Raw genomic sequence first — 22511 nt, 5'->3', positions numbered from 1 at the left:
CAAGGCTTTTTTTATTCCTCTGTATAGGTATCTCCTTCATGATAAGGAATGTCCCCTAGAATGGACATCATTCCGTCTTCATCTAAGTCTTCTTCATACTCTTCATGTGCTTCATTTGGATAGACTTTGATATTTTTGCCATATAGATCATTTCCTGTGAAGTTTTCGTAATCCTCTACATAACTGATAGGTTCATCTGAATTAATGAACGTATCATCATAATCAGAAATGTCCTGTCCGGAAAAATCGGACGGGGTATCTGAAGTTCCATAACGGGCCACATCTTGCCATGAATCTTCAGAGTCATAAAAGTTAGTCACGGCAGCTTCATCAGAATGCCTTCTAAAGCCAGGTTGAAGAATTTCTTCTTCCACGGGTCTTTCTTCATGTTCTTGTTGACTAGGGCTGTGTTCAATGCAAAATGTTGTGGTAGGTAAAGCATCCAAACGTGCTTGTGGTATATCCTTTCCACAGGCCTCGCATTGCCCATAACGCCCTTCCTCTATTCTCTCTAGAGCATGGTCAATATCTTTAAGCTCTTGTTCTGCATGCTCATTTAAAGCAATATCCTTCTCTCGTTCATAAAGAAACGTAGCTGTATCTCCAGGGTGGTTATCATAGTTGGAGAGTTCGGAGACGGATTCATGATCCGACTCTGATTCTAGATCGTAATGATCATTGTGTTCTAAATGCGTTTCTAACTCTTCTCGTTGTTTCATCAATCTTTTCTGAAATGTATGTTGATCTTCTGATGAAAGCATACGATCCCTCCTAACAAGCGTTATGAGGTTTAGTATTTACGCCTCGATAAGAAATCATGCTGTATATATGTGGGGATTAGAAGAACGCTACGGTATATATGAAAGCGGTCTATAAACTGAAAATTCCGAATTTATGTTTTTTCCTTAACAAATAAGGGTTCAAGGTCTATACTTGTATCCATCAAGAGAAAACGGTTGTTCACCTGAGGAGGACAAAACATGAAAATAGGATTATTACCACGACTTTTAATTGGCATTGCACTAGGAATTATTAGTGGATTAGTACTTCCTCAAACGGGAATAGAATTGTTCGCTACGTTTAATGGTTTGTTTGGGAACTTTCTAAACTTTATTATCCCGCTTATTATCTTATCCTTTATCGCACCTGGAATTGGTGAGTTAGGGAAGGGAGCCGGGAAGCTTGTTGGTTTGACAGCAGGCGTTGCGTATGGTTCTACGATTATTGCTGGTTTATTAGCCTTTGTTGTAGGCAGTAACGTTTTTCCTAACATTTTAACAGTTGGAAGCCTGGACGGGAACTTTGAAAACCCGGAAGAATTTTTAGTAGAAGGATTTTTCACTGTTGATATGCCACCTGTTATGAGTGTAATGACGGCTTTAATACTTGCGTTCGTAATTGGTATAGGACTTGCTTCTATTAAGGGAGATACGCTTCAAAAAGGGTTTGAAGATCTGAGAAGTATTATTGAAAAGGTCATTCAATATGTGATCATTCCATTATTGCCGGTTCACATCTTCGGGATCTTTGCGAATATGACCTATGGTGGGCAAGTAGCAACAATTATGTCTACATTTATTAAAGTATTTGCTATTATTATTGTCTTACACCTTGTCATGCTTACATTACAATATACAGCAGCATCGGCGATTTCGAAGAAAAATGTTGTTACTTCAATTAAAAATATGGTGCCTGCTTACTTCACAGCTCTTGGAACACAATCATCTGCATCAACCATTCCAGTAACACTTCGTCAAACGAAGAAAAACAATGTAAAAGACAAGATTGCAGAATTTGTTGTTCCGCTATGTGCGAATATCCATCTCTCTGGTAGTACGATTACCATTGTAAGTGCTGCTATGGCTGTCATGTTTCTGAACGGGATGGAAGTGACCTTCGCAGAGATCTTCCCATTCATTCTGGCACTTGGACTTACTATGATCGCCGCTCCAGGTGTTCCAGGCGGGGCAGTCATGTCAGCGATTGGTCTTCTTCAGTCTATGCTTGGGTTCAATGATGCTATGCTTTCTCTTATGATTGCACTTTACTTGACTCAAGACAGCTTCGGTACTGCTACAAATGTAACAGGTGATGGGGCTATATCAATTATTGTTGATAAATTGATGGGCAATCAAGTTGAAGACACTCAAACAAACGAACAAAAATCAGCTTAATTATTATAGAAGAAAAAGGTGAAATCAGATCTGATTTCACCTTTTTTTATATCCTCTTTGCTATTTTTTATGATAAGTGAATGGATCTTTACGACTATTTCTCTTAAAGGTAGGAAAGACCTGAGAAGGGAATATGCATCTAATAGGGGACGTGAATGTATCTGAGATTTGCTACACTTAATGTAGAACATAAGGGGGGCGGGAGAATTGATTTTAAATAGTGACCTTATACGAGCTGAAGTGTTAAATCAAGAATTTCATTTATTAAATAGTGGAGCTATTAAAGATTGGTTGCTAAATCAGGACCTTTTATCACAGCGTGATATCGAAGTAACGATCTATTCTTCTGAGTCATTCATAAAGGAACGGGATACTGGTTTTGATGGAACAGCCATTCATTTCTACAGTCCGTCTGCTAGTATAAATGAGTTGTATACGATCTTTAGAGGCAGTGAACATAGGGAAGTGTCAGATTGGAGGCCAAAAGATTGGGTGTATAACTTACTTGGGATCTTTACAGGGCTAGGAAAGACCCAATATGAGGCAGCAAGAGCCTTTAATGAAGAGGTGACCAATCATATCCTAAACCAAACAATCCCACCTCTAAGAAAAATCGGGATGGGATTCTCTTTAGGAGGAAATCTTGTTCAGACTCTTCAACTCATTGAAGCGCCATTTGAGATCGTTTTTACTTATAATGACGCGAAGCCAAGTGTGTATCAATTAGCCTATATTGATACTACCTTTCAACATGAAATCGAACTTCATACGAATCAAGTTTTAGACCCTTTTTCGCTCATTTACCAAATTCCTATAGAGGGCCTTGAGAAACTAGCCCATCGGATATATCCAACCGAAAAAGAATTCATTTATAAACTAAACGTAAACAGCGATCTTTTGTACGCTTTTCATATAGTACCTGGGTTTATGGATGTTGGACATGAGTGTCTATTGAGGGTGAGGAAGGGGCAGCGTTTAAGGGAAGTTTTAGAAGATATCCCTCCAACTTTTTTCAGAACCATCAGAGAAGGTCTTGCCACATATAGCCTCCTTTACGAAACGGAAGGGTTCGACGCTTTATGGGAAGAGATTACGGGTCTAGATGCTAAGACCATCGAAGCTATATTTCGCTCCATTGTTGATTACAGGGAAGATGGATTTCATCCAGGGCTACTAAAAGAATGGTGGAAGATTTACACTCATTTATTTGGAAGTATGGATGAATTATACAATCGTTTACCATTATTTACAACTTTGTTAAGTAGAGTTTGGGAGCATGCTCCTACTTTCCTTCGACTTCTGATGAGTAATAACTATTTAACGGTAGAGGAATACAAACAATGGAATGAAAGTCTTACTGTCATTAGGGGGCATATGGGAGGGGACCTTGATCATGGAATTTTGGAACAAGATCTTTGGCTATCACTTCTTACCTCTTTTAGGCTACTTAAGAAAGTAATGATCCTTTTGTTTGAAGATGTTGTAGCAGGTGTGCAAGCTCATGATTTAGATTCATTAATTTATTACATTAGAAAGTATGATAAAATTTTTTTGTGAAAAGAGTAGATAACTATTGCTAAATGGAAGAATTTACGATACTATTTGATTCATAAGTTGCGAAAACGTTTGCACAAAACGTTTTCATTTTTTACATAATTGTGAAAACGATTCCAGATAGTAGAACTAAGGGGAGTGGGAATATGTCAAAAATAAAGCAATTGCCGATCTTTTCATTTGATTTCTGGCAAAAGTTTGGGAAAGCATTAATGGTTGTAGTGGCTGTAATGCCAGCAGCTGGTATTATGATCTCATTAGGGAAAGCACTTGATATGGTGGTAGATGACCTTGCTTTTATGCAAGCGTTTGCGCGAATTATGGAAGATATCGGTTGGTCCATTATTGGCAACCTGCATATCTTATTTGCAGTTGCAATAGGTGGGTCCTGGGCTAAGGAACGGGCAGGTGGAGCGTTCGCAGCCCTTCTTGCTTTTATCTTTATAAACAGAATTACAGGAGCTATATTTGGTGTTAACTCCGCTATGTTAATTGATGGGGAGCAAACTGTAACATCATTTTTAGGTACAGAAATGCCTGTTGGGGATTATTTTATTAATGTATTAGGTGCTCCTGCACTCAATATGGGAGTATTTGTAGGGATCATTTCAGGTTTCTTAGGGGCTAGTCTTTTTAATAAGTATTATGCATTTGATAAATTGCCTGATGCGTTAGGATTCTTTAATGGGAAACGGTTTGTACCGTTTGTGGTTATGTTAGGGTCAGTTTTTGTTTCATTAGCAATGGCGCTCGTGTGGCCTCCCATTCAAACGGTTCTTAATAACTTTGGTGAATGGATCGCAACATCGAGAGATTCAGCACCAATATTAGCTCCATTTGTTTATGGAGCCATGGAGCGTCTTATGCTACCGTTTGGTTTGCATCACATGTTGACGGTTCCTATAAATTACACCGAATTAGGTGGAACTTACATTATTCAAACGGGTAAAAATATTGGACAGGCTGTAGCAGGTCAGGACCCGTTATGGTTAGCTTGGGCAACTGATTTATACAACTACATGTCTCAAGGAAATATGGAAGCTTATAACGAATTGAAGGAGAATGTGACTCCTGCGAGGTTTAAAGCAGGGCAGGTTGTTACATCAACTGCAGCACTTATCGGAATTGCTCTTGCGATGTACAAAAACGTCGATCAGGATAAGAAAAGTAAGTATAAATCCGTCTTCCTCTCAGCAGGTCTCGCCGTCTTTTTAACAGGCGTAACGGAACCGATTGAATTTATGTTCATGTTCGCTGCACCTCTATTATATGTTGTGTACGCGATTATGACAGGATTGGCTTTTGCTGTAGTGGATCTTGTGGACTTGCGTGTTCACGCATTTGGTATGGTGGAATTGATTACCCGTACACCACTAATGATTAATGCAGGAATTGGGAGAGACCTTATTAACTTTGCTGTGACGTGTCTTGTCTTCTTCGGACTGAATTTCACGATTGCAAATGTTATGATTAAAAAGATGAAATTACCAACTCCTGGACGTAAAGGAAATTATATTGATGACAACCCAGAAGAAAGCAGCGCTAGCTCAGCTGAAGGGGAAGAAGGAGAAGATCTTTCTCAATCAGGTCAAGTCATTGCTTTACTCGGTGGAAAAGAAAATATTTATGAAGTAGATGCGTGTATGACTCGTTTACGTGTAACTGTTAATGATTTAGAGAAAGTGGCAGAAGAGGATCAATGGAAACGAAACGGAGCAATGGGCCTCGTTGTAAAAGATAGAGGTGTACAGGCCATTTACGGTCCTAAAGCGGACGTATTAAAATCTGAGATTCAAACAAAATTAGGAGCTTAATCTATGAAATTACTGACCATTAATGTTCACGCATGGCAAGAAGAGAACCCTCACATGAAGATAAAACAACTTGCATCAAAAATCCATAACAGTAGGTATGATGCGATTGCCCTGCAGGAAGTGAGTCAGCATAAAGAGGCCCCGTATCTTTACAATGATATACGGAGCGACAATTATGGATATTTACTTCAACAAGAGCTCCATAAATTAGGGAGTAAGGATTATGAGCTCGTGTGGGATGTTTCTCATTATGGGTATGATGTGTATGAAGAAGGGATTGCCCTTCTTCTGAGACATCCTATCAATTATTCCGACTCTTTTTACGTTACTGAATCGGAATCGATTGACTATTGGAAATCGCGAAAGATTGTTTCTGTATCATGCACAATAGAAGGCGTGCCAATGACGTTATTTTCTTGTCATCTTGGTTGGTGGGGCGATGAAGAAGAGTCCTATGTTTCACAAGTAGATTCACTATTAAGTTATGTCCAAGGTGACCGCTTAACCTTTTTACTGGGGGATTTTAATGCGTCAGATATGAAACGTGGCGAGGGATATGACTACATAAAGAAATATGGGTGGATCGATACACATGAAGAGGCCGTGGATCAACTTGGGAATGCCACAGTTGAAGGAAATATTGCCGGCTGGGACCACAATAAAGAAGGTATTAAGATTGACCATATCTTCTGTAATCAACCTATTGAAGTACTAAGGTCTGAGATTGTGCTAGATGGAGGCAAAAGCCCGGTCGTGTCTGATCACTTTGGTTTGGAGATCACATGTACGATTGGTAAGGGAAAGAGGGATAAATAATGGAACGAGTATGGTGGAAAGAAGCTGTAGGATATCAGGTTTATCCAAGGAGTTTTCAAGATTCAAACGGCGATGGTATCGGAGACTTAAAAGGGATGATGAGTCGTCTCGATTATTTAAAGGAATTAGGTATTGATTTCATTTGGATTTGTCCAATGTATAAATCTCCTAAAGATGATAACGGTTATGATATATCAGACTACCAGGACATATTGGAAGAATTCGGGACAATGGAAGACTTTGATCAGCTATTACAAGAAGTCCATAAACGTGATATGAAGTTAATTATAGACCTGGTGCTGAATCATACAAGTGACGAACACCCATGGTTTATTGAATCGAAGTCCTCCAAAGATCACCCAAAACGTGACTGGTATATATGGAGAGATCCAAAAGACGGTGCCGAGCCTAATAATTGGGAGAGTATCTTTGGTGGTTCTGCATGGGAGTTCGACGAAGCAACGGGTCAATACTATATGCATTTGTTCTCAAAGAAACAACCGGACCTTAACTGGGAGAATGAAGAAGTGCGTGAAGTCTTATATGATACGGTCAATTGGTGGCTTGATAAAGGGATTGATGGGTTCCGCATTGATGCGATTAGTCACATTAAGAAGCGTACAGGTCTTCCTGATCTTCCGAACCCAGATCATGAAAAGTATGTCTCTTCCTTTGATATGCATATGAATCAGGACGGCATTCATGAATTTCTTCAAGAGTTCAAAGATCGCACTTATAGAAATTATGATGTCATGACGGTAGGCGAAGCAAATGGTGTCAGTGCCGATGAAGCTCATTTATGGGTTGGGGATGAAGGAAAGATGGACATGGTCTTTCAGTTCGAACATTTAGACCTTTGGGATCAAGACGCTGAAGAAAAGTTGGATGTACTTGCGTTAAAAGATGCCTTAACCCGTTGGCAAAAAGGTCTTGAGGGAGATGGATGGAATGCTCTCTTCATTGAAAACCATGATAAGGCCCGAAGTGTTTCTACCTGGGGAAATGATAGTCGTTATTGGCGAGAAAGTGCTACTTCCTTAGCGACCATGTATTTCTTTATGCAAGGCACACCGTTCATTTATCAAGGACAAGAGATTGGTATGACTAATTTCCAGTTTCCTTCTATTGAAGACTTTGATGATGTAGCCGCTAAAAATATGTATCACAATATGATCGAAGAAGGTAAAACCGAACAGGAAGTGATGGATATCCTGTGGAATACCTCACGTGATAATAGCCGGACGCCGATGCAGTGGAGCTCTGAATTAAATGCAGGTTTCACGAGTGGGAGTCCATGGATGAAGATTAATCCAAACTATGAATTGGTTAATGTGGATACCCAAAGGAAAGATCCGGACTCAATTCTGAATTATTATAAAAAGATGATCCAATTGAAGAAGAAGTATGACTTGTTTACGTATGGCACATATGATTTAGTCAATGAGGAAGACCCTCAAATTTATGCCTACACAAGAACGCTAGGGGATGACTACGCGTTAGTTATTGCAAATCTAACAGAAGCCGAAGTCTCTTTTATTCCTCCTATAGCAGTTAATGAAGAAGCTTTGATTCTTAGTAATTATAAATCCGTTCAACATACAGATCAAAACCTCTTGAACTTATCGCCATATGAAGCTCGAGTTTATATTCTCTCTAATTAAATATGGAGCTAGTGAACAAAAGCCTGAAGAAAAAAATTGAATAAACGAAAAAATGAGCGCTCTGATTCCTATCAGAGCGCTCGTTTTCGTTTTATTGATAGATCGTTTTTAAAAGTTCTTCTTTTAGTGGGTCAAATTCATTCTCTTTATGAGTATTTCTTGATACAGATTCTAGGTTGTTAATAAGATAATAGCAATCATTCTCAAATAAGCTACATCCATTCAGACCTTTTACGGTTTGGTAGGCAAACTCCCAAATATCCGGAAGGAATCTTTCGTCCATTCCTTTAGCTAATAAGGATAGCATGGATAAGATTTCAGTAATAATCGTGACGTTGTGATGACTATATTCTCTTATATTAGCGAAGCCTTTGTGTAAGTAAAATTTGAAATCTTCCTGGCAAAGCATCAGACGTAAATGCCCATCCTTATCGTATAGATAAGGAGAGAAATCTGTGACGCTTCCTACTTCTTGCAATAATTCTGTTATCTGGTGAAGGGTATTGGTGACCGTTAAAGGATCATCATTCCCAAGAGCGCGTATAGCAACTTCAGCAAGTTTATTTACGCCGTATTCAAGATCTTGAATTTCCGTTTGTTTTTTACCTAATTCGACTAACTTTAAATAGGTTTTCTTATTAAACTTTTCTTCATCTCCCCAATAGGTGAACAGAGGGGTATTGCACAGCACAAACTCTCCGATACGAGGTTGAAGTGATATAACTAAATCATCTTCTTTCGCTTGGTATATAAGTTTTTGAAAATCGGCTAATTGCAGGTAACCAGAACTTTCGGCAAGAATTACATTTCCTTCTTCAGTAGGTTTTTGAGCTAATGTTTCGTCTGTTGTTTTCCGAAAAGGTTCAATTTCTTTCATTAGCGAACTTTGAATAATCTTCTTAGAATTCTCTTTCATCCGTGAGGTGATGTTATGCACCTGCAGCCAAGTTGTAGTGTGATTAATGAAATAAACGAACGTAATAGCTGCAAGAAAAACGGTTGCAATCGAAAGGAAAGGTATAGCTAAGAGATACTCTACATCATCGTTTGAGACATAGAGGAAGTTTAATAAGACGTATATGAAGCTTCCGTTAAAGATTCCCATTACATGTTGAGTGTTTCTGTCACTTATGTAATTCAATAGCATTTTAGACGAGAATTGTCCGCTGAACGTAGTCAGAGCTACCAGAATAGAGTTAATGGTAAAGGCACTAAGTGTTAACACCCCTCCGACTAATGATCCTAAAAGTGTCTGAGTTGTACTTGCGCTAAATGCTATAAGCTTAGGAAAGTAAGCAGCTAAGTCTAGTTTATAGTCCAGGAAAAAGGTTAAAGCGGATAGGCAGATTGATGCGATAATATACCACATTGGCATAAACCAGAGGGTAGACTGTAGTTCATTCTTTCTTTCGCGTTTAGACATCGTTGCATAACGTTTTATTTGATAGAACATAAATTTAAACTCCTTTAATGGTTATATGTATTCTTTCCTTTATTTCTGCCCAGTTAATCTAAAAAATTTATGTTTGTCTTAAAATATTATAATTATGGAAAAGGTGGAGGGAACCACTAGGTTACAGAATCCATCAAATGTCGCAGTACAAATGATGGACATCTGAATATCTTCTAAATTATTGAATAATCAAACAATTAGGGTATTGAAAAACAAGACCTTTCCATAATCTTCATAAAACCTCTTGAGAAGAAATCAGCAGCCTTGAGACGCCACATTGAGTGAATAAGGACGAATGGAACCGTTTACATAAACTATTTCGCCTCTTTACGCCCCACTTATCCGAAAGCCCTTGCATATATTTTTTGGAATGTTACGATAATCATCGTTGTTACAAAAGCCAAAAGGGAGCGTGTTAAAGTAGTGGCACAAACGATTGCTTTTTTAGGAGCAGGATCTATGGCTGAAGCTATGATCTCAGGAATGGTTCAGTCTAAGCAGGTCACTCCGAATCAAATTATCGTATCAAACCGTAGTAATACCAACCGTTTAAACGAGTTGAAGTATAAATATGGCATTCAAGCCAAGAAACGTGAACAGTTAGATTTTGAAAAGATTGACCTATTTATATTAGCGATGAAACCAAAAGATATTGATTCTGTACTAGAATCATTAAAGCCTCATTTAAACCCACAACAAACCATCATTTCTGTATTAGCAGGAATTTCAACTTCATACATGGAGGATCACTTACCAGAGAAACAACAAGTGATTCGAGTCATGCCAAACACTTCTAGCATGATCGGGGAATCAGCCACGGCTATCGCACCTGGTGCCTATGCCCCTAAAGATCGAATAACCTTCACTAAGACATTAATGGAATCCTTTGGCGAAGCTTACGTCATTGATGAGGATCAAATGGATATTTTCACTGGAATTGCAGGCAGTGGCCCTGCGTACTTCTATAATCTCATGGAACACATTGAACAGGCGGGCCTAGAAGCTGGATTAGATAGTGAAATAGCGAGGTCTATTGGTGCTCAAACCATTCTCGGAGCTGCCAAGATGATTCAGGAAAGAGATGAATCCCCAACTGAATTAAGAGAAAACGTCACATCTCCAAATGGAACAACGGCTGCTGGATTGAAAGCGCTCGACAAGCACAGAGGGGGAGAAGCGATTACGGCTGCCATTAAAGGAGCGGCAACTCGTTCTAAAGAGATGGCGAAACAAATGGAAAAGCCCCCGCTCGCAACCCACTAAAACTGAAACAAACTAAATTGCAGGAGGAACTTATGATCACCGACACCGAATCGAAACGTATTGTCATTAAAATTGGAAGCAGTTCTTTAACAAGTATGCACGGAGAGATTAGTCGCCGAAAACTAGAGAAAATCGTGGATGAAGTCGTCCGTTTGAAAGATGAAGGCCATGAAGTGTTACTAGTATCATCTGGCGCAGTTGCTGCTGGTTATCGGAAACTTGGCTGCTTAGAGCGTCCGACAGATCTTGCTGAGAAGCAGGCTGCAGCATCCATTGGTCAGGGACTTCTCATTGAATCTTATTCTGACTTATTTCTTTCACACGGTTATGTGGGAAGTCAAATTCTAATTACTAGAAGCGACTTCTCTGATGAGGACCGTTATAATAACGCAAGAAGTACAATTAATGTCCTGCTTGATCGAGGGATTATACCAATTGTTAATGAAAACGATACGATTACGATGGATTTTCTTAAATTCGGAGATAACGACACATTATCTGCCAAAGTAGCTGGTTTAGTTGATGCTGATCAACTTATTATTCTTTCAGATATTGATGGACTTTATGATGAAAATCCGAATGATAACCCACATGCAAAACTTGTATCACAAGTTCAGGAAATAACAGATGAAATTGAAGCCTCTGCTGGAGGGTCAGGAAGTTCAGTTGGAACAGGAGGTATGAAATCTAAAATAGATGCCTTTAAGATTGCGATGGCTTCTGGGATCTCTTCATTCCTAGGTAAAGCGTCAACGCAAAATATTGTTTATGACGCGGTTCACCAACAAGCAAAAGGAACGTACTTCACCTCTAAACCAGATACAACAAATCTGGATCAAAAGAAACAATGGATTGCTTTTAATTCAGGACCAGAAGGTGAAGTTATCATAGATATGGTGACGAAGGATACCATTGTGCAGCAAAAGGATAGTTTACATCCCGCTCACATTACGAACGTACAAGGTGATTTTGATAAAGGCGCTGTCGTTCGAGTTATGGATAGTGACGGAGAGGAAGTAGGCCTTGGGGTTGTAAATTATTCTTCGGCAACATTCAAATCTTTCATTGGCCAGCCTATTGATCAGCTTTCTAAATATAAACAACCAGCCGTTGAACGTGAAGACTTCGTATGTCATCTTGATTTTGCCTTACCAGTAAGTGTCTAATAAGCGAGGAGGAATGGATCTATGATTACCAAAGAACAAACGAATGTGGAAGCTCAGGCGATTCAAGCCAAGAAAGCGTCTAAAACGCTCTCTGTATTAACTACAGAGGAAAAAAATAAAGCTTTGTACGCGATTGCTGAACAATTAGAAACAGAATGGCAAGAGATATTAAAAGCAAACGAACGTGATCTTATCAAGGGTCGGGAGAAAGGGTATGAAGATGCTTTTATGGATCGTCTTACTCTCACAAAAGAGCGCATTACAGATTTCGCTAATGGCCTACGTGAAGTTGCTGAGCTTGAGGACCCAACTGGCATTGTTCAATCGGACTGGACACTTGATAACGGTCTTCAGGTACAGAAAGTGACCGTTCCCCTTGGCGTTATCGGAATGATTTATGAAGCCCGTCCAAATGTGACCGTGGATGCTACCGGCCTTGCTTTAAAATCTGGAAATGCCATTGTCCTTAAAGGAGGCTCTTCAGCCCTTGAATCGAACAAAAAGATTGTTGAAGTGATGCAAGAAGGCCTTCAAGATACAAGAATTCCTAGGGACGCTATTCAATTTATTGCAAGTACAGACCGCAAGGCGACGAATGCTTTATTTACAATGAAAGAATATATTGATGTATTAATTCCTCGCGGTGGGGGCTCTTTAATTCAAGCTGTTGTGAACAATGCTACTGTTCCTGTCTTAGAAACTGGGGTTGGGAATTGTCATATTTATATTGATGAAACAGCAGATGTTGAAAAAGCCATTTCCATTCTTATTAATGCTAAAACGGATCGACCTGCTGTGTGTAATGCTGCCGAAACCGTTATTATTCATGAGAACTGGCTTAACAATCATAAAGAGGCACTTGTAGCCTCATTAGAAGAGCATGGCATTGTGGTTCATGGAGATAAATTAGCTGTTGAAGCGATTCCTGGTGCTTCAGAAGCTGTCGAAAAGGACTGGGCTGAAGAATATTTGAGTAAGCACATAGCGATGAAAGTCGTTCGTGATGTTACAGAAGCCATTGAGCACATTGAGATTTACGGCACGAAACACTCTGAAGCGATCATTTCTGAAGATCTTCAAAATGTGGATCTATTTATGAAGCTAGTAGACGCAAGCGCGCTTTATCACAATGCATCAACTCGCTTCACAGATGGAGGCGCACTTGGATTTGGAGCAGAGATTGGTATTTCTACTCAGAAACTCCATGCTCGTGGTCCAATGGGGCTTCCTGCCTTAACGACTATTAAGTACCAAATGAAAGGTACGGGGCAGATTCGTTAAATACTGTTAGCCTTAAGTTTGAGGAAGGGGATCCATTGACCGCAATTGTATTCCCTTTTTGTAAATAACTAATTCTATATGTCCTATTCATTTATAAGATAAATGTTTTCCGTTAACACTATCCTTAAGACAAACGTATGGAGGGATAGGTGTTGAATGGACGATTGATGTACCAAGCACCATGGCATGATATTTGTACAGGTGGGTATAAAATTCGAAAGAAAAATAAAAGACTGATTTCATCTGCCAGGTTCACGAATGAGAACCCAATTTTTCAGACAGACCTTTCCAAATTTCATTATAAGTCGTAAAAAAAGCTAGCCATTAGGTTAGCTTTTTTTTATTTTACCTGTGGGGTCCACCATGACTGTAAGAAAGATCGATCAAAGAAAACGTATTCATAAAATAGATGTAAGAAAATTCAGCCTTTACAAAAAGCGAGAATGGGTCTATTCTTTCTTATTAAGACCGTTTAAAGGAGGAACGACATGAAGCAATTTACATATTCTAAAACGCTCGAACGTCTGCCTGAACAGTTCTTTGCTAAGCTAGTAGATAAAGTGAAAAGAGCAGAAGAAGGTGGTCAGGAAATGATCAATTTAGGCCAGGGAAATCCTGATCAGCCGACTCCTTCATTTGTGACAGAGGCTTTGAAACGTGCGGCGGATAATGAGACCTACCATAAATATTCTCCCTTTAGAGGGTTTTCATTTTTAAAGGAATCGGTAGCCAATTTTTATAAACGCGAGTATGATGTAGACCTTGATCCTGAGAAAGAGGTAGCGGTTCTGTTTGGTAGCAAAACAGGACTTGTGGAGATCAGTCAATGTTTCCTTGATGAAGGGGATACCGCGCTCGTTCCTGATCCTGGTTACCCTGATTATTTGTCAGGGGTGGCGATGGCCAATGCACACACTGAGAGGATGCCGCTCTTAAAGGAAAATGATTTTCTTCCTCGATATGATCAGATTGGGGAGGATACGTTTCATAAAGCGAAGTTGATGTTTTTGAATTACCCTAACAATCCTACATCAGCTACCGCAACAGAATCGTTCTTTGAAGATACAATTGAAATAGCGAACAAGCATGATATATGTGTCGTACACGATTTCGCCTATGGCGCGATTGGATTTGATGGAGAGAAACCACTCAGTTTCTTGCAGGTACCTGGTGCTAAAGACGTGGGTGTAGAAATGTATACGATGAGTAAGACATTTAATATGGCAGGCTGGCGTGTGGCATTCGCTGTTGGGAATCAAAGTGTGATTAGAGCACTTGAACTTGTCCAGGATCACTATTATGTGAGTTTATTTGGTGCGGTGCAAGAGGCTGCTGCAGAAGCACTAGAAAACGGTCAAGAATCAGTAGAGCAATTAGTAAAGCTATATGAAAGTAGAAGGGATTATCTTGTTAAAGGACTGCGGGATATTGGATGGCGAGTTACAGCACCAGAGGGCTCATTCTTTATGTGGCTAGAGGTGCCAAGTGAATTTACTTCTGAATCTTTTGCAGATTACCTTATCGATCAAGTTGGAATCGTTGTAGCTCCAGGGATAGGGTTTGGAGAGAAGGGAGAAGGTTTTGTACGAATAGGGTTGTTAGAAACTGAAGACCGCTTAAAAGAAGCTGTTAAACGCCTCAATACTCTCCCATTTACAAATAATGATTGATGAAACATGCTCACACCCATTTGTGTGAGCATGTTTATGGCTAGTTGATCTTTTAGAAACTTAGTAGCAACTCCGAAAGTTAAATAACCACAAAAAGAAAAACCCTCTTTACGGTAAGGGGTTTCGGGAGTGGCGTTTTTTAACTCGTTTTTTGAACTGTTCTACTTTCTTTTGACATATTCTCAGTTCTTTCCAAGTCTCTGCTCTGTCTAAAAGGTCACGGAGCTTCCTATACTCGATTGATTCTTCATGTGTTAATTTGATTTTAGGCTTCGGGAAAGGGATAACATCTCCCATACTCACATCACCTCACTTCAAGGTTGTCCCTTTAGTGTATGAGGGAGAAGGGAGGAAATATGCTAGGTATTCATACAAAAAAGCAGCCATCATTATCATGGTGGCTGCTTTATGTACTAGTTATGGATGTATCGCTCGAAGATGTTTCCGAAATCTTTAACTGTATATTTTTGTTTACTCTCTACTAACCAGTTAAAAGCAAGCTGATTGATGGATTTGAATTCTTCGAATACGCGGTTATCTTTAATGTCTGTTCGGTTCAACGTGTTAGATGCGTAATCTAGGCTTTGCTTGGTAAACTCATAATAAGTTTCGTTCTCACTCATCACTTCACTGATTTTAAGGAGAGCCTTATATAGGTCTTTTAGTTCTTCAATGTTCTTCTTGTGCACATCAATAGAAAAGGATTGATTCCCCATTGAAAACTTAATCTCAACATCTAAATCTACTGTTCCTGCGGTTTCTAGTGCTACATTTGAAATGGCATGTTTATAATAATCATACCGATGAAGCATTCGTTTCTTGCTGGTCGCACTAGTGCCATCTAAATGAATGAGAGCTTTGTTTGTAAAGCAGTATTCGTCAGCCGCAGATTTAATTAGGAAAAATATTTTTTCATCGTCTTCATGCATGACATAATCGTCTGCATCTACTTTGTCATAATCTTCAGGGGTAATGACCTTTCCGACATCACTTAAACCTAAGGCATCAGATGCTACTTTTTTAAACATCGTTTCACTCCTCTTTCTTATGTCTCTTGCTTTAGTAGCCTACTTCAACAGAAGCATTTACGATATACATGAGGTCGTTTTTGTCCTCTTTTTCTTCTAAATGTATACCACTTGTTGTAAGCATTCCACCGTCCATTACCTCAACGGTGACAGTTCCATAAGGGATAGCGTTGCGAATCTGTTCAAGGTCTAGCTTTTCCTTATCACAAGGGACAGCTAACTTTATATTGACCACCATATTGTCTAAAGATTGTTCTGGTAGAATATTTTTAATGCCCGGCATAGAGTTCGTATGTATGGCGTTTTTAACAGCGCGTACAGATGCTTTTGTTACGTTTTGGCCATGAACATCAACACCCATGCCCGTTTCTATAAACACAAGTTGATTCATAATTATCGCTCCTTTCTTGCTATTAATTTCATTTTAGCACATACGAGCTTCTTTGTGGTCAATCTTACTTTTATGCGATCTGGCTGAATGGAATATGAAAAAGCCGAGCGGTATACCGCTCGGCTGTTAAACAGTGGAATGCGTATAAATTAAGTAGCTCGAAGCTAAATAAATAATTACAATCAAAACGGAAGGGAACATATACGAAAAGGTATTCAAAGGTTTTTTTCTTAAAATGGCATAGAGCGTTAAAGCGATTAAAAGCATTGAACCGATAATTGAGTATACATGCGCTTCATTCCCAGCTTGAAGAAGGGGGCCGTTACGGAAGAATAAGTCTGTACCAGCAAGGATGAGTAAATTGAATAGATTACTACCAAGGATTCCGTTCATCATTAATGAATAGTTGCGTAACCGAATTGCGATAAAGGATGAAACTGCCTCAGGCAGAGATGTACTTGCTGCAATAAGCAAGGAACCGACAAATGTAGAACCGAGTCCACTAATCTTTGCAATTTGATCACCTGTTACAGTGAGAAGACTACCTGCAAGGATTGTACCAATAGCCGCTAGTGCAAAATATAAGATCGCTTGCTGTAAACTAGTAGTTTGAATCCTTTGTACGTGTCTTGCATTTGCTTCTTCAACCGGCTGATTGGCTTCATTAGAGGTGAACTGAGAGATAATTCTAATACCAACAAGGTAAAAGACAATGATGATTAAAGAATCAAGACCAACGCCAAAGAAAGAGTAGGGGAGAGAGATGACGAAAGATAATAAGATGACCATCGACATCAACAGACCAAGGCCTGCTGTAGCTGCGTGCTCGTTTGTAGAGTAACCGAGTAGACGAGACCTACGATAATATAGATCGAATAGGGCTAATATAAGCACATTAAAAAGGTTACTCCCCAATAGGTTACCAAGAGCAAGGTCAGGATTATCAATCGTGACAGCTGTGATACTTGTTGTAATTTCTGGCAAGGATGTTGCCGCACCGAGCAAGAGACCGATCATAGCACCTGTTGCAGCCGATTTCTTTTCAATGATGTCTGCATAAGTCGATAAGTTAACAGCTAGCAAAAATGTTACTAGGGCTGCTATTGTAAATAAAATATAGGTCAATGTAGAGTACACTCCCGTATTGATGATCTAAATTCAAATTAAGAAAGGTGGCTGATATCGTTATAGGTGTTTATTTGCCACATCTCATTCAGATGTTCAATATTGCTAATACATGCGTTCATTAATTTCGTTTTGCCTGAACCGATTTCTCCCTCTGATAGGACGGATAGAATTGCATTGATTACAGCTCCATGTGCAACTAAAAGAACTTTTTGATCTTTATAGTGTTTCTGAATGTCATGTAAGCCATCAAAAATTCTCTTCTGAAATGGATTCCACTCTTCTTGACCTTTGTAGTCCCGGTTGGGGTAGAGAGTGCGAATTTCCTCAAACGTCAATCCTGATCCTTCTCCAAATGCACGTTCCTTAAAATGATCCATCTCCACAAGGCGAATGGACTCATCCATTTGTTCTGAAATAATAGTGGCCGTTTCTTTGGCTCTTGAAAGAGGGCTTGTTATGAACACATCCCATTCCATTCCTTTAAGGTGCAAACCAGCTTCTTTCGCCTGTTTACGTCCTGTGTCGTTTAATGGGATATCCTCTTGGCCCTGGAGGCGAGATTCTTTATTCCAATCTGTTTCACCGTGTCGAACAAGGCATACTGTAGTCAATATATCTAAGTCCCTTCTATAATAAAACTGCTTTCATTGCTTCGTTTAATAGAGTCACTCTTATTGTACAGAAGCGCTCCTTTAGTAGCAATGGAAAACACTCTTGTAAAGAAGGTCAGATAATTTCTCCCTTATAAGTATTTGAAGGAAGTGTTTGGAAATCATAGGCGATTAAGTCTTCTAATGAGTATACAAAGGCTCTACCTGATTCTGCAATCATAAGATTCATTATTGTATCTTTTTCTGTATAGACGATGATTGGAATTCTGTTTGCGTAGGCAAATCCTATTTCCCACATTGTTCCAGAGTCTGGGTAGGGTTTATTCCCGCTATCATGGATCGCAACCATGACGTCGGATTCCAATATATGAATGACATCATTTGAAAACACAGCCTTTTTCCATAGGGGTTCTCCAAATTCGAGTGGTTTGAATTGATTTTTCATGGGAATAAAAACTTCTAAGCCTTTTACATCTTGTAGCACTGCAGCAATATCACGAACTCGTTTACGTTCTTCCTTATTAAAGAATGGGCCTGCGAGAAAAACTTTCATAATATAACCACCTTTAAGAGAGGATTGAAGACATGAGAATAATTGTTGTCTCAGATACACATATGCCGAAAAAAGGGAACGCATTCCCCGAATCCATAAAAGAAGAGTTAAGTAATTCAGACCTTATTATCCATGCTGGTGATTGGAGTAGTTTGGAAGTATACGATCAGCTAGCTTCGTATGGAAAGGTACAAGGGGTCCAGGGAAATATTGAAGAAGAGGAGGTACGAGATCGACTGCCGGAGAAATTAGTTTTGGAGCTCGATGGTTATAAAATTGGAGTTGTACATGGACACGGAGATAAGAAGACAACCGAGAAAAGGGTTGTCGAGGCATTTGAAGGAGAAGAAGTGGATCTTATTATATTTGGTCACTCCCATTTACCTCTAACAAGATGGGTTAAGAAGACTTTATTGTTCAATCCAGGATCTTTAATGGACAAACGTAAACTTCCCTATACCTCCTATGGGATTATTGATACGACTCATGGTCTTGACTGTATGCATAGGTATATTCTATAGAAGATATTACTTAATTTGAATAACGCCCCCCACATAAGGGGGGGCTCGGACTTATTTAAGAAGTTTCTTAATGAGTTTTAACCCATGCTTACGTCCAGGATAGCGAATGGAAAGGTCAAATTTAGTCGTTTGCTTGACAATTCCTTTCGAATGAGTAAAGGCATCAAAGCTTGCTTTGCCATGATAGGTACCAACGCCGCTTTGACCAACACCACCAAATGGTAGGTGGGGGTTAGCAACATGGAAAAGAGTGTCATTGATACAACCTCCGCCAAACGATAGCTTCTCTAAAATCTCTTCTTGTTTTTGTTCATTCTTAGAAAAATAATAAAGAGCCAATGGCTTTTCATGATTTCTCACTTCGTCAATCACTTCATCTAACTGATCAAAGGTTAAGACAGGTAAAATAGGACCAAAAATCTCTTCCTGCATAATGGAATCATCCCATGAAATATGATCTAAGATGGTCGGTTCAATGGCATTTAAATCTGCGTCATGTTCACCGCCTGTTAAAAGCTCGCCGTCGTGTAGATAGTTACATAATCTCTCGTAGTGACGTCGGTTTACAATATGGCTATATTCTTCATTATAAAGAGGGTCCTCACCGTATAGATCCTTAATTGCAGCTTTTAATTTACTCATTAATTCAGGTTTTACAGAGCGATGAACGTATAGGTAATCGGGTGCTATACACGTTTGTCCTGCGTTTGTATATTTCCCCCAGGCGATTCGTTTCGCAGCAAGATCTAAATTCGCATCCTCATCAACAATAGTTGGGCTCTTCCCTCCAAGCTCCAACAGTACAGGAGTTAAGTGCTGGCTTGCTTTTTCCATAACAATCTTTCCAACAGGAACACTTCCCGTAAAGAATATAAGGTCGAAACGCTGCTCGAGTAGTTCCTGACTTACCTCCGCGTCACCTTCTACTACTGTAAAGATAGATGCATCAAACCATTTGCTTACCATTTTCTTTAGAAGGATAGACGTTTCAGGGGTAAGCTCAGAAGGTTTCAGGATAACCGTATTTCCACCTGCAAGGGCTCCAATAACAGGAGCAAGAGCCAATTGAAATGGATAGTTCCATGGAGCGATGATAAGGGTAACACCGTATGGTTCTTTATATAAGTAGCTTTTGGATCCTGCATGTGTAAGAGGTGTTTTGACCTTTTGAGGTTTCATCCAGTCTTTTAAATTTTTTATGGTAGAGGTGATTTCACTATATAAAAACCCAATTTCTGTCGTATAACTTTCAAACTCTGACTTGTGAAGGTCTTTATAGAGCGCCCCGATAATAGCTTCTTCATTTTCTGCAATCATGTTTCTAAGGTTTGTTAACTGTTCTTTCCGAAATGAAAAAGGCTTCGTAGATTCTGTGTAATAAAATGTTCGTTGGTGATGAACCAGTTCTTCGGTATTCATCTTTTCCCTCCTTAATCACGTACTTTAAATTGTTTTAAATCTGCAGCGATGTCTGTATTAGAAAAATAGGTTCTGGCTTCATTTAATAACGAGTTCACGTCTTCATCTTGGTAGCGAGATGAAATGTGGGTCATGATGAGTTGTTTGACCCCACCTTCTTGAGCAATGCGAGCAGCTTGAGCAGTTGTGGAATGATAGTAATTATAAGCTAGTGTTTCCTCGTTTTCAGAGAATGTCGCTTCATGTACTAACACATCAGCATCTTTTACAAATGGAATAAACCGCTCATGAAAGCGTGTGTCGCCAAAGACGCACACTTTCCTGCCTTTTTTAGGAGGGCCTACATAGTCTTCTCGCTCGATCATGGTTCCATCCTCTAACATGACTCTAGGATTGTCTTTGATCTGCTGATAAATGGGGCCTGGTTGAATGCCTGATTTTTGTAATTGTTTAACTAGCAGTTCTCCAGGTTTGTCCTTCTCTTCAAAAGAGTACCCATAGCTTAAAATGCCGTGATCTAATTTTTTACAGGTAATCGTAAATTGATCATCTTCATAAATTTTACCTTCATCTATTTCATGAATCTGCAAGTCATAGGTTAAGCGAGTTGAACTAATAGAAAGGGCGGTTTCTATGAATGCTTTGATACCCCGAGGTCCGTATATTTCTAAAGGAGTTGTTCCCCCTTGAAAAGACCGGCTCCCCAATAGACCTGGTAAACCGAATATATGGTCTCCGTGTAAATGGGTAATAAATATTTTTTCGATCCTTCTCGGTCGTATGGAAGTATTTAAGATTTGGTGTTGAGTAGCTTCTCCGCAATCTATTAACCAGGTTGCGCCTCTTTCTTGCAACAATTGTAAAGCGATACTTGTAACATTTCGTTTCTTAGAGGGTACACCAGCACCTGTTCCTAAAAATATAAATTCCATGATCTTCCTCCTACTCTATACAATGCTTCTCAACCTCTGTTATGAGTTGTTTTAATAGATCAATTCTGTCCTCGATAGTCAGGAAATAATAGCGCTTTGTTCCTTCTTTCTCTATGGATACAATGCCCGCATCTCGCAAGATCTTTAAATGATGGGAGACAGCGGGGCGTGAAAGAGGAGACTTTTCCGCAATTTCATTGACGCTTAATCGTTTAAATTGATCCAGCAGTAAAATAATATCTTGTCTGGCCGTATCTCCTAACGCATGAAAGGTTAGGGTATTCAGGCGAAACAGCTGTTCAAAGTGGGTAGACATATTTCGATTCCTTCTTTCTGTTCGTTAGTTTAAAAGTTTAAACGAAACAGAATACAGAAGCAAGTTTTTTGGAGGTTAGGATTAGCCCGATCCGGTTGTGGAGAATCGCTATCACATTTAAAAAAAGAATTCAAAAATGTTGAATCGTTTCTATGGGGAAGTTCGTCTAATCTATAGAGGAAAATGTAGTAAGGGTGATGGAAGTGAAGAAGTGGTGGTCTATAGGGGTTTTAATCGGTTTATTGTTGCTTTTATCTGCGTGTGGGGATCAAACGTCTTCTGAAAATCTCGCACAATTAAAAGAACACTATCCTACTTTAAAGAATCAATTGAATGAACTGTCACAAGAGCAGTTGGAGCAAATTAAAGTACCTGATTATATTCCTTTTGAAGTGACAGATGTACAAGCAATCACAAGCTCTGAAAATCCTTCTCATATTGAAATTATCTTCACAAATGGTCAACTAAATTTACATGTGATGACAATGAGTCACCAAGGTGAATTGTATACAAGTGATACGGGAATTGACCTTCAGAATGGCGCCCATGCAAAATTCAAAATGAATGAGTTTGGAAACGAATTGCAATGGAGTAAAGAGAGTGAGAGCAGAGCTTATATCGTGAAGTTGATGGCATATCCTCCGAGTCAGCCACAGCAATTCACGAAAGAAGATGTAATTAAAATTGCTAATTCAATGTATAAAATGTAGGTTTGAAAGAAAAAGGAGTATGAAACTAAGTTTCATACTCCTTTTTTACG

The 22511-nt window shown here is 39.3% G+C and carries 21 protein-coding genes; 11 read left to right on the top strand and 10 right to left on the bottom strand.

The annotated features are described in order from the left end of the window. Nucleotides 1-11: 11 nt before the first annotated feature. Nucleotides 12-761, bottom strand: a complete 750-nt coding sequence (locus QNI29_RS12180; RefSeq protein WP_231416782.1) for a TraR/DksA C4-type zinc finger protein — start codon at nt 759-761, stop codon at nt 12-14. Nucleotides 762-980: 219 nt separating this feature from the next. On the opposite strand from QNI29_RS12180, the gene QNI29_RS12175 reads away from it, so the two are divergent. The 5 genes from QNI29_RS12175 (at nt 981) to QNI29_RS12155 (ending at nt 8019) form a co-directional block, all read left to right on the top strand. Then, nucleotides 981-2174: a dicarboxylate/amino acid:cation symporter gene (locus QNI29_RS12175; protein WP_231416781.1), complete on the top strand. Its 1194-nt coding sequence runs from the start codon at nt 981-983 to the stop codon at nt 2172-2174. Between the two features lie 207 nt (nt 2175-2381). Further along, nucleotides 2382-3731, top strand: a complete 1350-nt coding sequence (locus QNI29_RS12170; RefSeq protein WP_231416780.1) for a DUF6792 domain-containing protein — start codon at nt 2382-2384, stop codon at nt 3729-3731. A gap of 161 nt (nt 3732-3892) precedes the next feature. Beyond that, a complete protein-coding gene (locus QNI29_RS12165; RefSeq protein ID WP_231417574.1) occupies nt 3893-5542 on the top strand; it encodes a PTS transporter subunit IIBC in 1650 nt (549 codons plus the stop codon). A 3-nt stretch (nt 5543-5545) separates the two neighbouring features. After that, complete coding sequence (locus tag QNI29_RS12160; protein ID WP_231416779.1) at nt 5546-6358, top strand: endonuclease/exonuclease/phosphatase family protein; 813 nt, start codon at nt 5546-5548, stop codon at nt 6356-6358. Further along, complete coding sequence (locus QNI29_RS12155) at nt 6358-8019, top strand: glycoside hydrolase family 13 protein (RefSeq protein ID WP_231416778.1); 1662 nt, start codon at nt 6358-6360, stop codon at nt 8017-8019. Before QNI29_RS12160 ends, QNI29_RS12155 begins: the two co-directional genes overlap by 1 nt. A 91-nt stretch (nt 8020-8110) precedes the next feature. Here the strand turns inward: QNI29_RS12155 and QNI29_RS12150 are convergent, their stop codons facing one another. After that, nucleotides 8111-9472 (bottom strand): DUF2254 domain-containing protein, encoded by a 1362-nt coding sequence (locus QNI29_RS12150; RefSeq protein ID WP_231416777.1) that lies wholly within the window; start codon nt 9470-9472, stop codon nt 8111-8113. Between the two features lie 423 nt (nt 9473-9895). Between QNI29_RS12150 and proC the strand changes: the two genes are divergently transcribed. The 4 genes from proC to QNI29_RS12130 all read left to right on the top strand — a co-directional run bounded on the left by proC (nt 9896) and on the right by QNI29_RS12130 (nt 14852). After that, nucleotides 9896-10735, top strand: coding sequence for a pyrroline-5-carboxylate reductase (proC, locus tag QNI29_RS12145; RefSeq protein WP_284526487.1), 840 nt, complete (start codon nt 9896-9898; stop codon nt 10733-10735). Between the two features lie 32 nt (nt 10736-10767). Continuing rightward, nucleotides 10768-11901, top strand: coding sequence for a glutamate 5-kinase (gene proB / locus QNI29_RS12140; protein ID WP_231416776.1), 1134 nt, complete (start codon nt 10768-10770; stop codon nt 11899-11901). Nucleotides 11902-11922: 21 nt separating this feature from the next. Then, nucleotides 11923-13182, top strand: a complete 1260-nt coding sequence (locus QNI29_RS12135; protein ID WP_231416775.1) for a glutamate-5-semialdehyde dehydrogenase — start codon at nt 11923-11925, stop codon at nt 13180-13182. A gap of 488 nt (nt 13183-13670) precedes the next feature. Then, nucleotides 13671-14852, top strand: a complete 1182-nt coding sequence (locus QNI29_RS12130) for a pyridoxal phosphate-dependent aminotransferase (protein ID WP_231416774.1) — start codon at nt 13671-13673, stop codon at nt 14850-14852. A gap of 413 nt (nt 14853-15265) precedes the next feature. Here QNI29_RS12130 and QNI29_RS12125 read toward each other — a convergent pair whose 3' ends face one another. The 5 genes from QNI29_RS12125 to QNI29_RS12105 all read right to left on the bottom strand — a co-directional run bounded on the left by QNI29_RS12125 (nt 15266) and on the right by QNI29_RS12105 (nt 18563). Then, the gene (locus QNI29_RS12125; RefSeq protein WP_231416773.1) at nt 15266-15880 is read right to left on the bottom strand and encodes a PH domain-containing protein; all 615 of its coding nucleotides are present in this window, start codon (nt 15878-15880) and stop codon (nt 15266-15268) included. 31 nt (nt 15881-15911) lie between these two features. Next, nucleotides 15912-16271, bottom strand: coding sequence for a Lin0512 family protein (locus QNI29_RS12120; protein WP_231416772.1), 360 nt, complete (start codon nt 16269-16271; stop codon nt 15912-15914). Between the two features lie 126 nt (nt 16272-16397). Continuing rightward, complete coding sequence (locus QNI29_RS12115) at nt 16398-17396, bottom strand: sodium:calcium antiporter (RefSeq protein WP_231416771.1); 999 nt, start codon at nt 17394-17396, stop codon at nt 16398-16400. A 38-nt stretch (nt 17397-17434) separates the two neighbouring features. Then, nucleotides 17435-18010, bottom strand: a complete 576-nt coding sequence (locus QNI29_RS12110) for a histidine phosphatase family protein (RefSeq protein WP_231416770.1) — start codon at nt 18008-18010, stop codon at nt 17435-17437. 115 nt (nt 18011-18125) lie between these two features. Next, complete coding sequence (locus QNI29_RS12105) at nt 18126-18563, bottom strand: nucleoside 2-deoxyribosyltransferase (RefSeq protein ID WP_231416769.1); 438 nt, start codon at nt 18561-18563, stop codon at nt 18126-18128. A 32-nt stretch (nt 18564-18595) separates the two neighbouring features. On the opposite strand from QNI29_RS12105, the gene QNI29_RS12100 reads away from it, so the two are divergent. Next, the gene (locus QNI29_RS12100; RefSeq protein ID WP_231416768.1) at nt 18596-19084 is read left to right on the top strand and encodes a metallophosphoesterase family protein; all 489 of its coding nucleotides are present in this window, start codon (nt 18596-18598) and stop codon (nt 19082-19084) included. A gap of 51 nt (nt 19085-19135) precedes the next feature. On the opposite strand, the gene QNI29_RS12095 is transcribed toward QNI29_RS12100, so the two are convergent. Genes QNI29_RS12095 through QNI29_RS12085 form a run of 3 tightly spaced genes read right to left on the bottom strand, consistent with a single transcriptional unit; the run spans nt 19136 to nt 21751 of the window. Further along, nucleotides 19136-20503, bottom strand: coding sequence for an aldehyde dehydrogenase (locus QNI29_RS12095; RefSeq protein ID WP_231416767.1), 1368 nt, complete (start codon nt 20501-20503; stop codon nt 19136-19138). An 11-nt stretch (nt 20504-20514) separates the two neighbouring features. Continuing rightward, complete coding sequence (gene rnz, locus QNI29_RS12090) at nt 20515-21435, bottom strand: ribonuclease Z (RefSeq protein WP_231416766.1); 921 nt, start codon at nt 21433-21435, stop codon at nt 20515-20517. A gap of 10 nt (nt 21436-21445) precedes the next feature. After that, nucleotides 21446-21751 carry an ArsR/SmtB family transcription factor gene (locus QNI29_RS12085; RefSeq protein WP_231416765.1) on the bottom strand — a complete coding sequence of 102 codons (306 nt, stop codon included), beginning with the start codon at nt 21749-21751 and terminating at the stop codon, nt 21446-21448. Nucleotides 21752-21954: 203 nt separating this feature from the next. Here QNI29_RS12085 and QNI29_RS12080 point away from each other — a divergent pair, with 203 nt between their 5' ends. Continuing rightward, the gene (locus QNI29_RS12080; protein WP_231416764.1) at nt 21955-22461 is read left to right on the top strand and encodes a hypothetical protein; all 507 of its coding nucleotides are present in this window, start codon (nt 21955-21957) and stop codon (nt 22459-22461) included. The last annotated feature ends 50 nt before the right edge of the window (nt 22462-22511 follow it).

It is taken from the genome of Pontibacillus chungwhensis (assembly GCF_030166655.1).
Lineage (GTDB): Bacteria > Bacillota > Bacilli > Bacillales > BH030062 > Pontibacillus.
Note: the sequence above shows the minus strand (reverse complement) of the source record. Positions and strands in the feature narration are given on the sequence as shown.

What these genes read in the sequence shown, in the direction of transcription:
- rnz (WP_231416766.1), bottom strand. Translation starts at nt 21,435, where the DNA reads ATGGAATTTATATTTTTAGGAACAGGTGCTGGTGTACCCTCTAAGAAA.
- QNI29_RS12130 (WP_231416774.1), top strand. Translation starts at nt 13,671, where the DNA reads ATGAAGCAATTTACATATTCTAAAACGCTCGAACGTCTGCCTGAACAG.
- QNI29_RS12160 (WP_231416779.1), top strand. Translation starts at nt 5,546, where the DNA reads ATGAAATTACTGACCATTAATGTTCACGCATGGCAAGAAGAGAACCCT.
- QNI29_RS12175 (WP_231416781.1), top strand. Translation starts at nt 981, where the DNA reads ATGAAAATAGGATTATTACCACGACTTTTAATTGGCATTGCACTAGGA.
- QNI29_RS12100 (WP_231416768.1), top strand. Translation starts at nt 18,596, where the DNA reads ATGAGAATAATTGTTGTCTCAGATACACATATGCCGAAAAAAGGGAAC.
- QNI29_RS12180 (WP_231416782.1), bottom strand. Translation starts at nt 761, where the DNA reads ATGCTTTCATCAGAAGATCAACATACATTTCAGAAAAGATTGATGAAA.
- proB (WP_231416776.1), top strand. Translation starts at nt 10,768, where the DNA reads ATGATCACCGACACCGAATCGAAACGTATTGTCATTAAAATTGGAAGC.
- QNI29_RS12085 (WP_231416765.1), bottom strand. Translation starts at nt 21,751, where the DNA reads ATGTCTACCCACTTTGAACAGCTGTTTCGCCTGAATACCCTAACCTTT.
- QNI29_RS12105 (WP_231416769.1), bottom strand. Translation starts at nt 18,563, where the DNA reads ATGAAAGTTTTTCTCGCAGGCCCATTCTTTAATAAGGAAGAACGTAAA.
- QNI29_RS12125 (WP_231416773.1), bottom strand. Translation starts at nt 15,880, where the DNA reads ATGTTTAAAAAAGTAGCATCTGATGCCTTAGGTTTAAGTGATGTCGGA.
- QNI29_RS12155 (WP_231416778.1), top strand. Translation starts at nt 6,358, where the DNA reads ATGGAACGAGTATGGTGGAAAGAAGCTGTAGGATATCAGGTTTATCCA.
- QNI29_RS12150 (WP_231416777.1), bottom strand. Translation starts at nt 9,472, where the DNA reads ATGTTCTATCAAATAAAACGTTATGCAACGATGTCTAAACGCGAAAGA.
- QNI29_RS12135 (WP_231416775.1), top strand. Translation starts at nt 11,923, where the DNA reads ATGATTACCAAAGAACAAACGAATGTGGAAGCTCAGGCGATTCAAGCC.
- QNI29_RS12095 (WP_231416767.1), bottom strand. Translation starts at nt 20,503, where the DNA reads ATGAATACCGAAGAACTGGTTCATCACCAACGAACATTTTATTACACA.
- QNI29_RS12120 (WP_231416772.1), bottom strand. Translation starts at nt 16,271, where the DNA reads ATGAATCAACTTGTGTTTATAGAAACGGGCATGGGTGTTGATGTTCAT.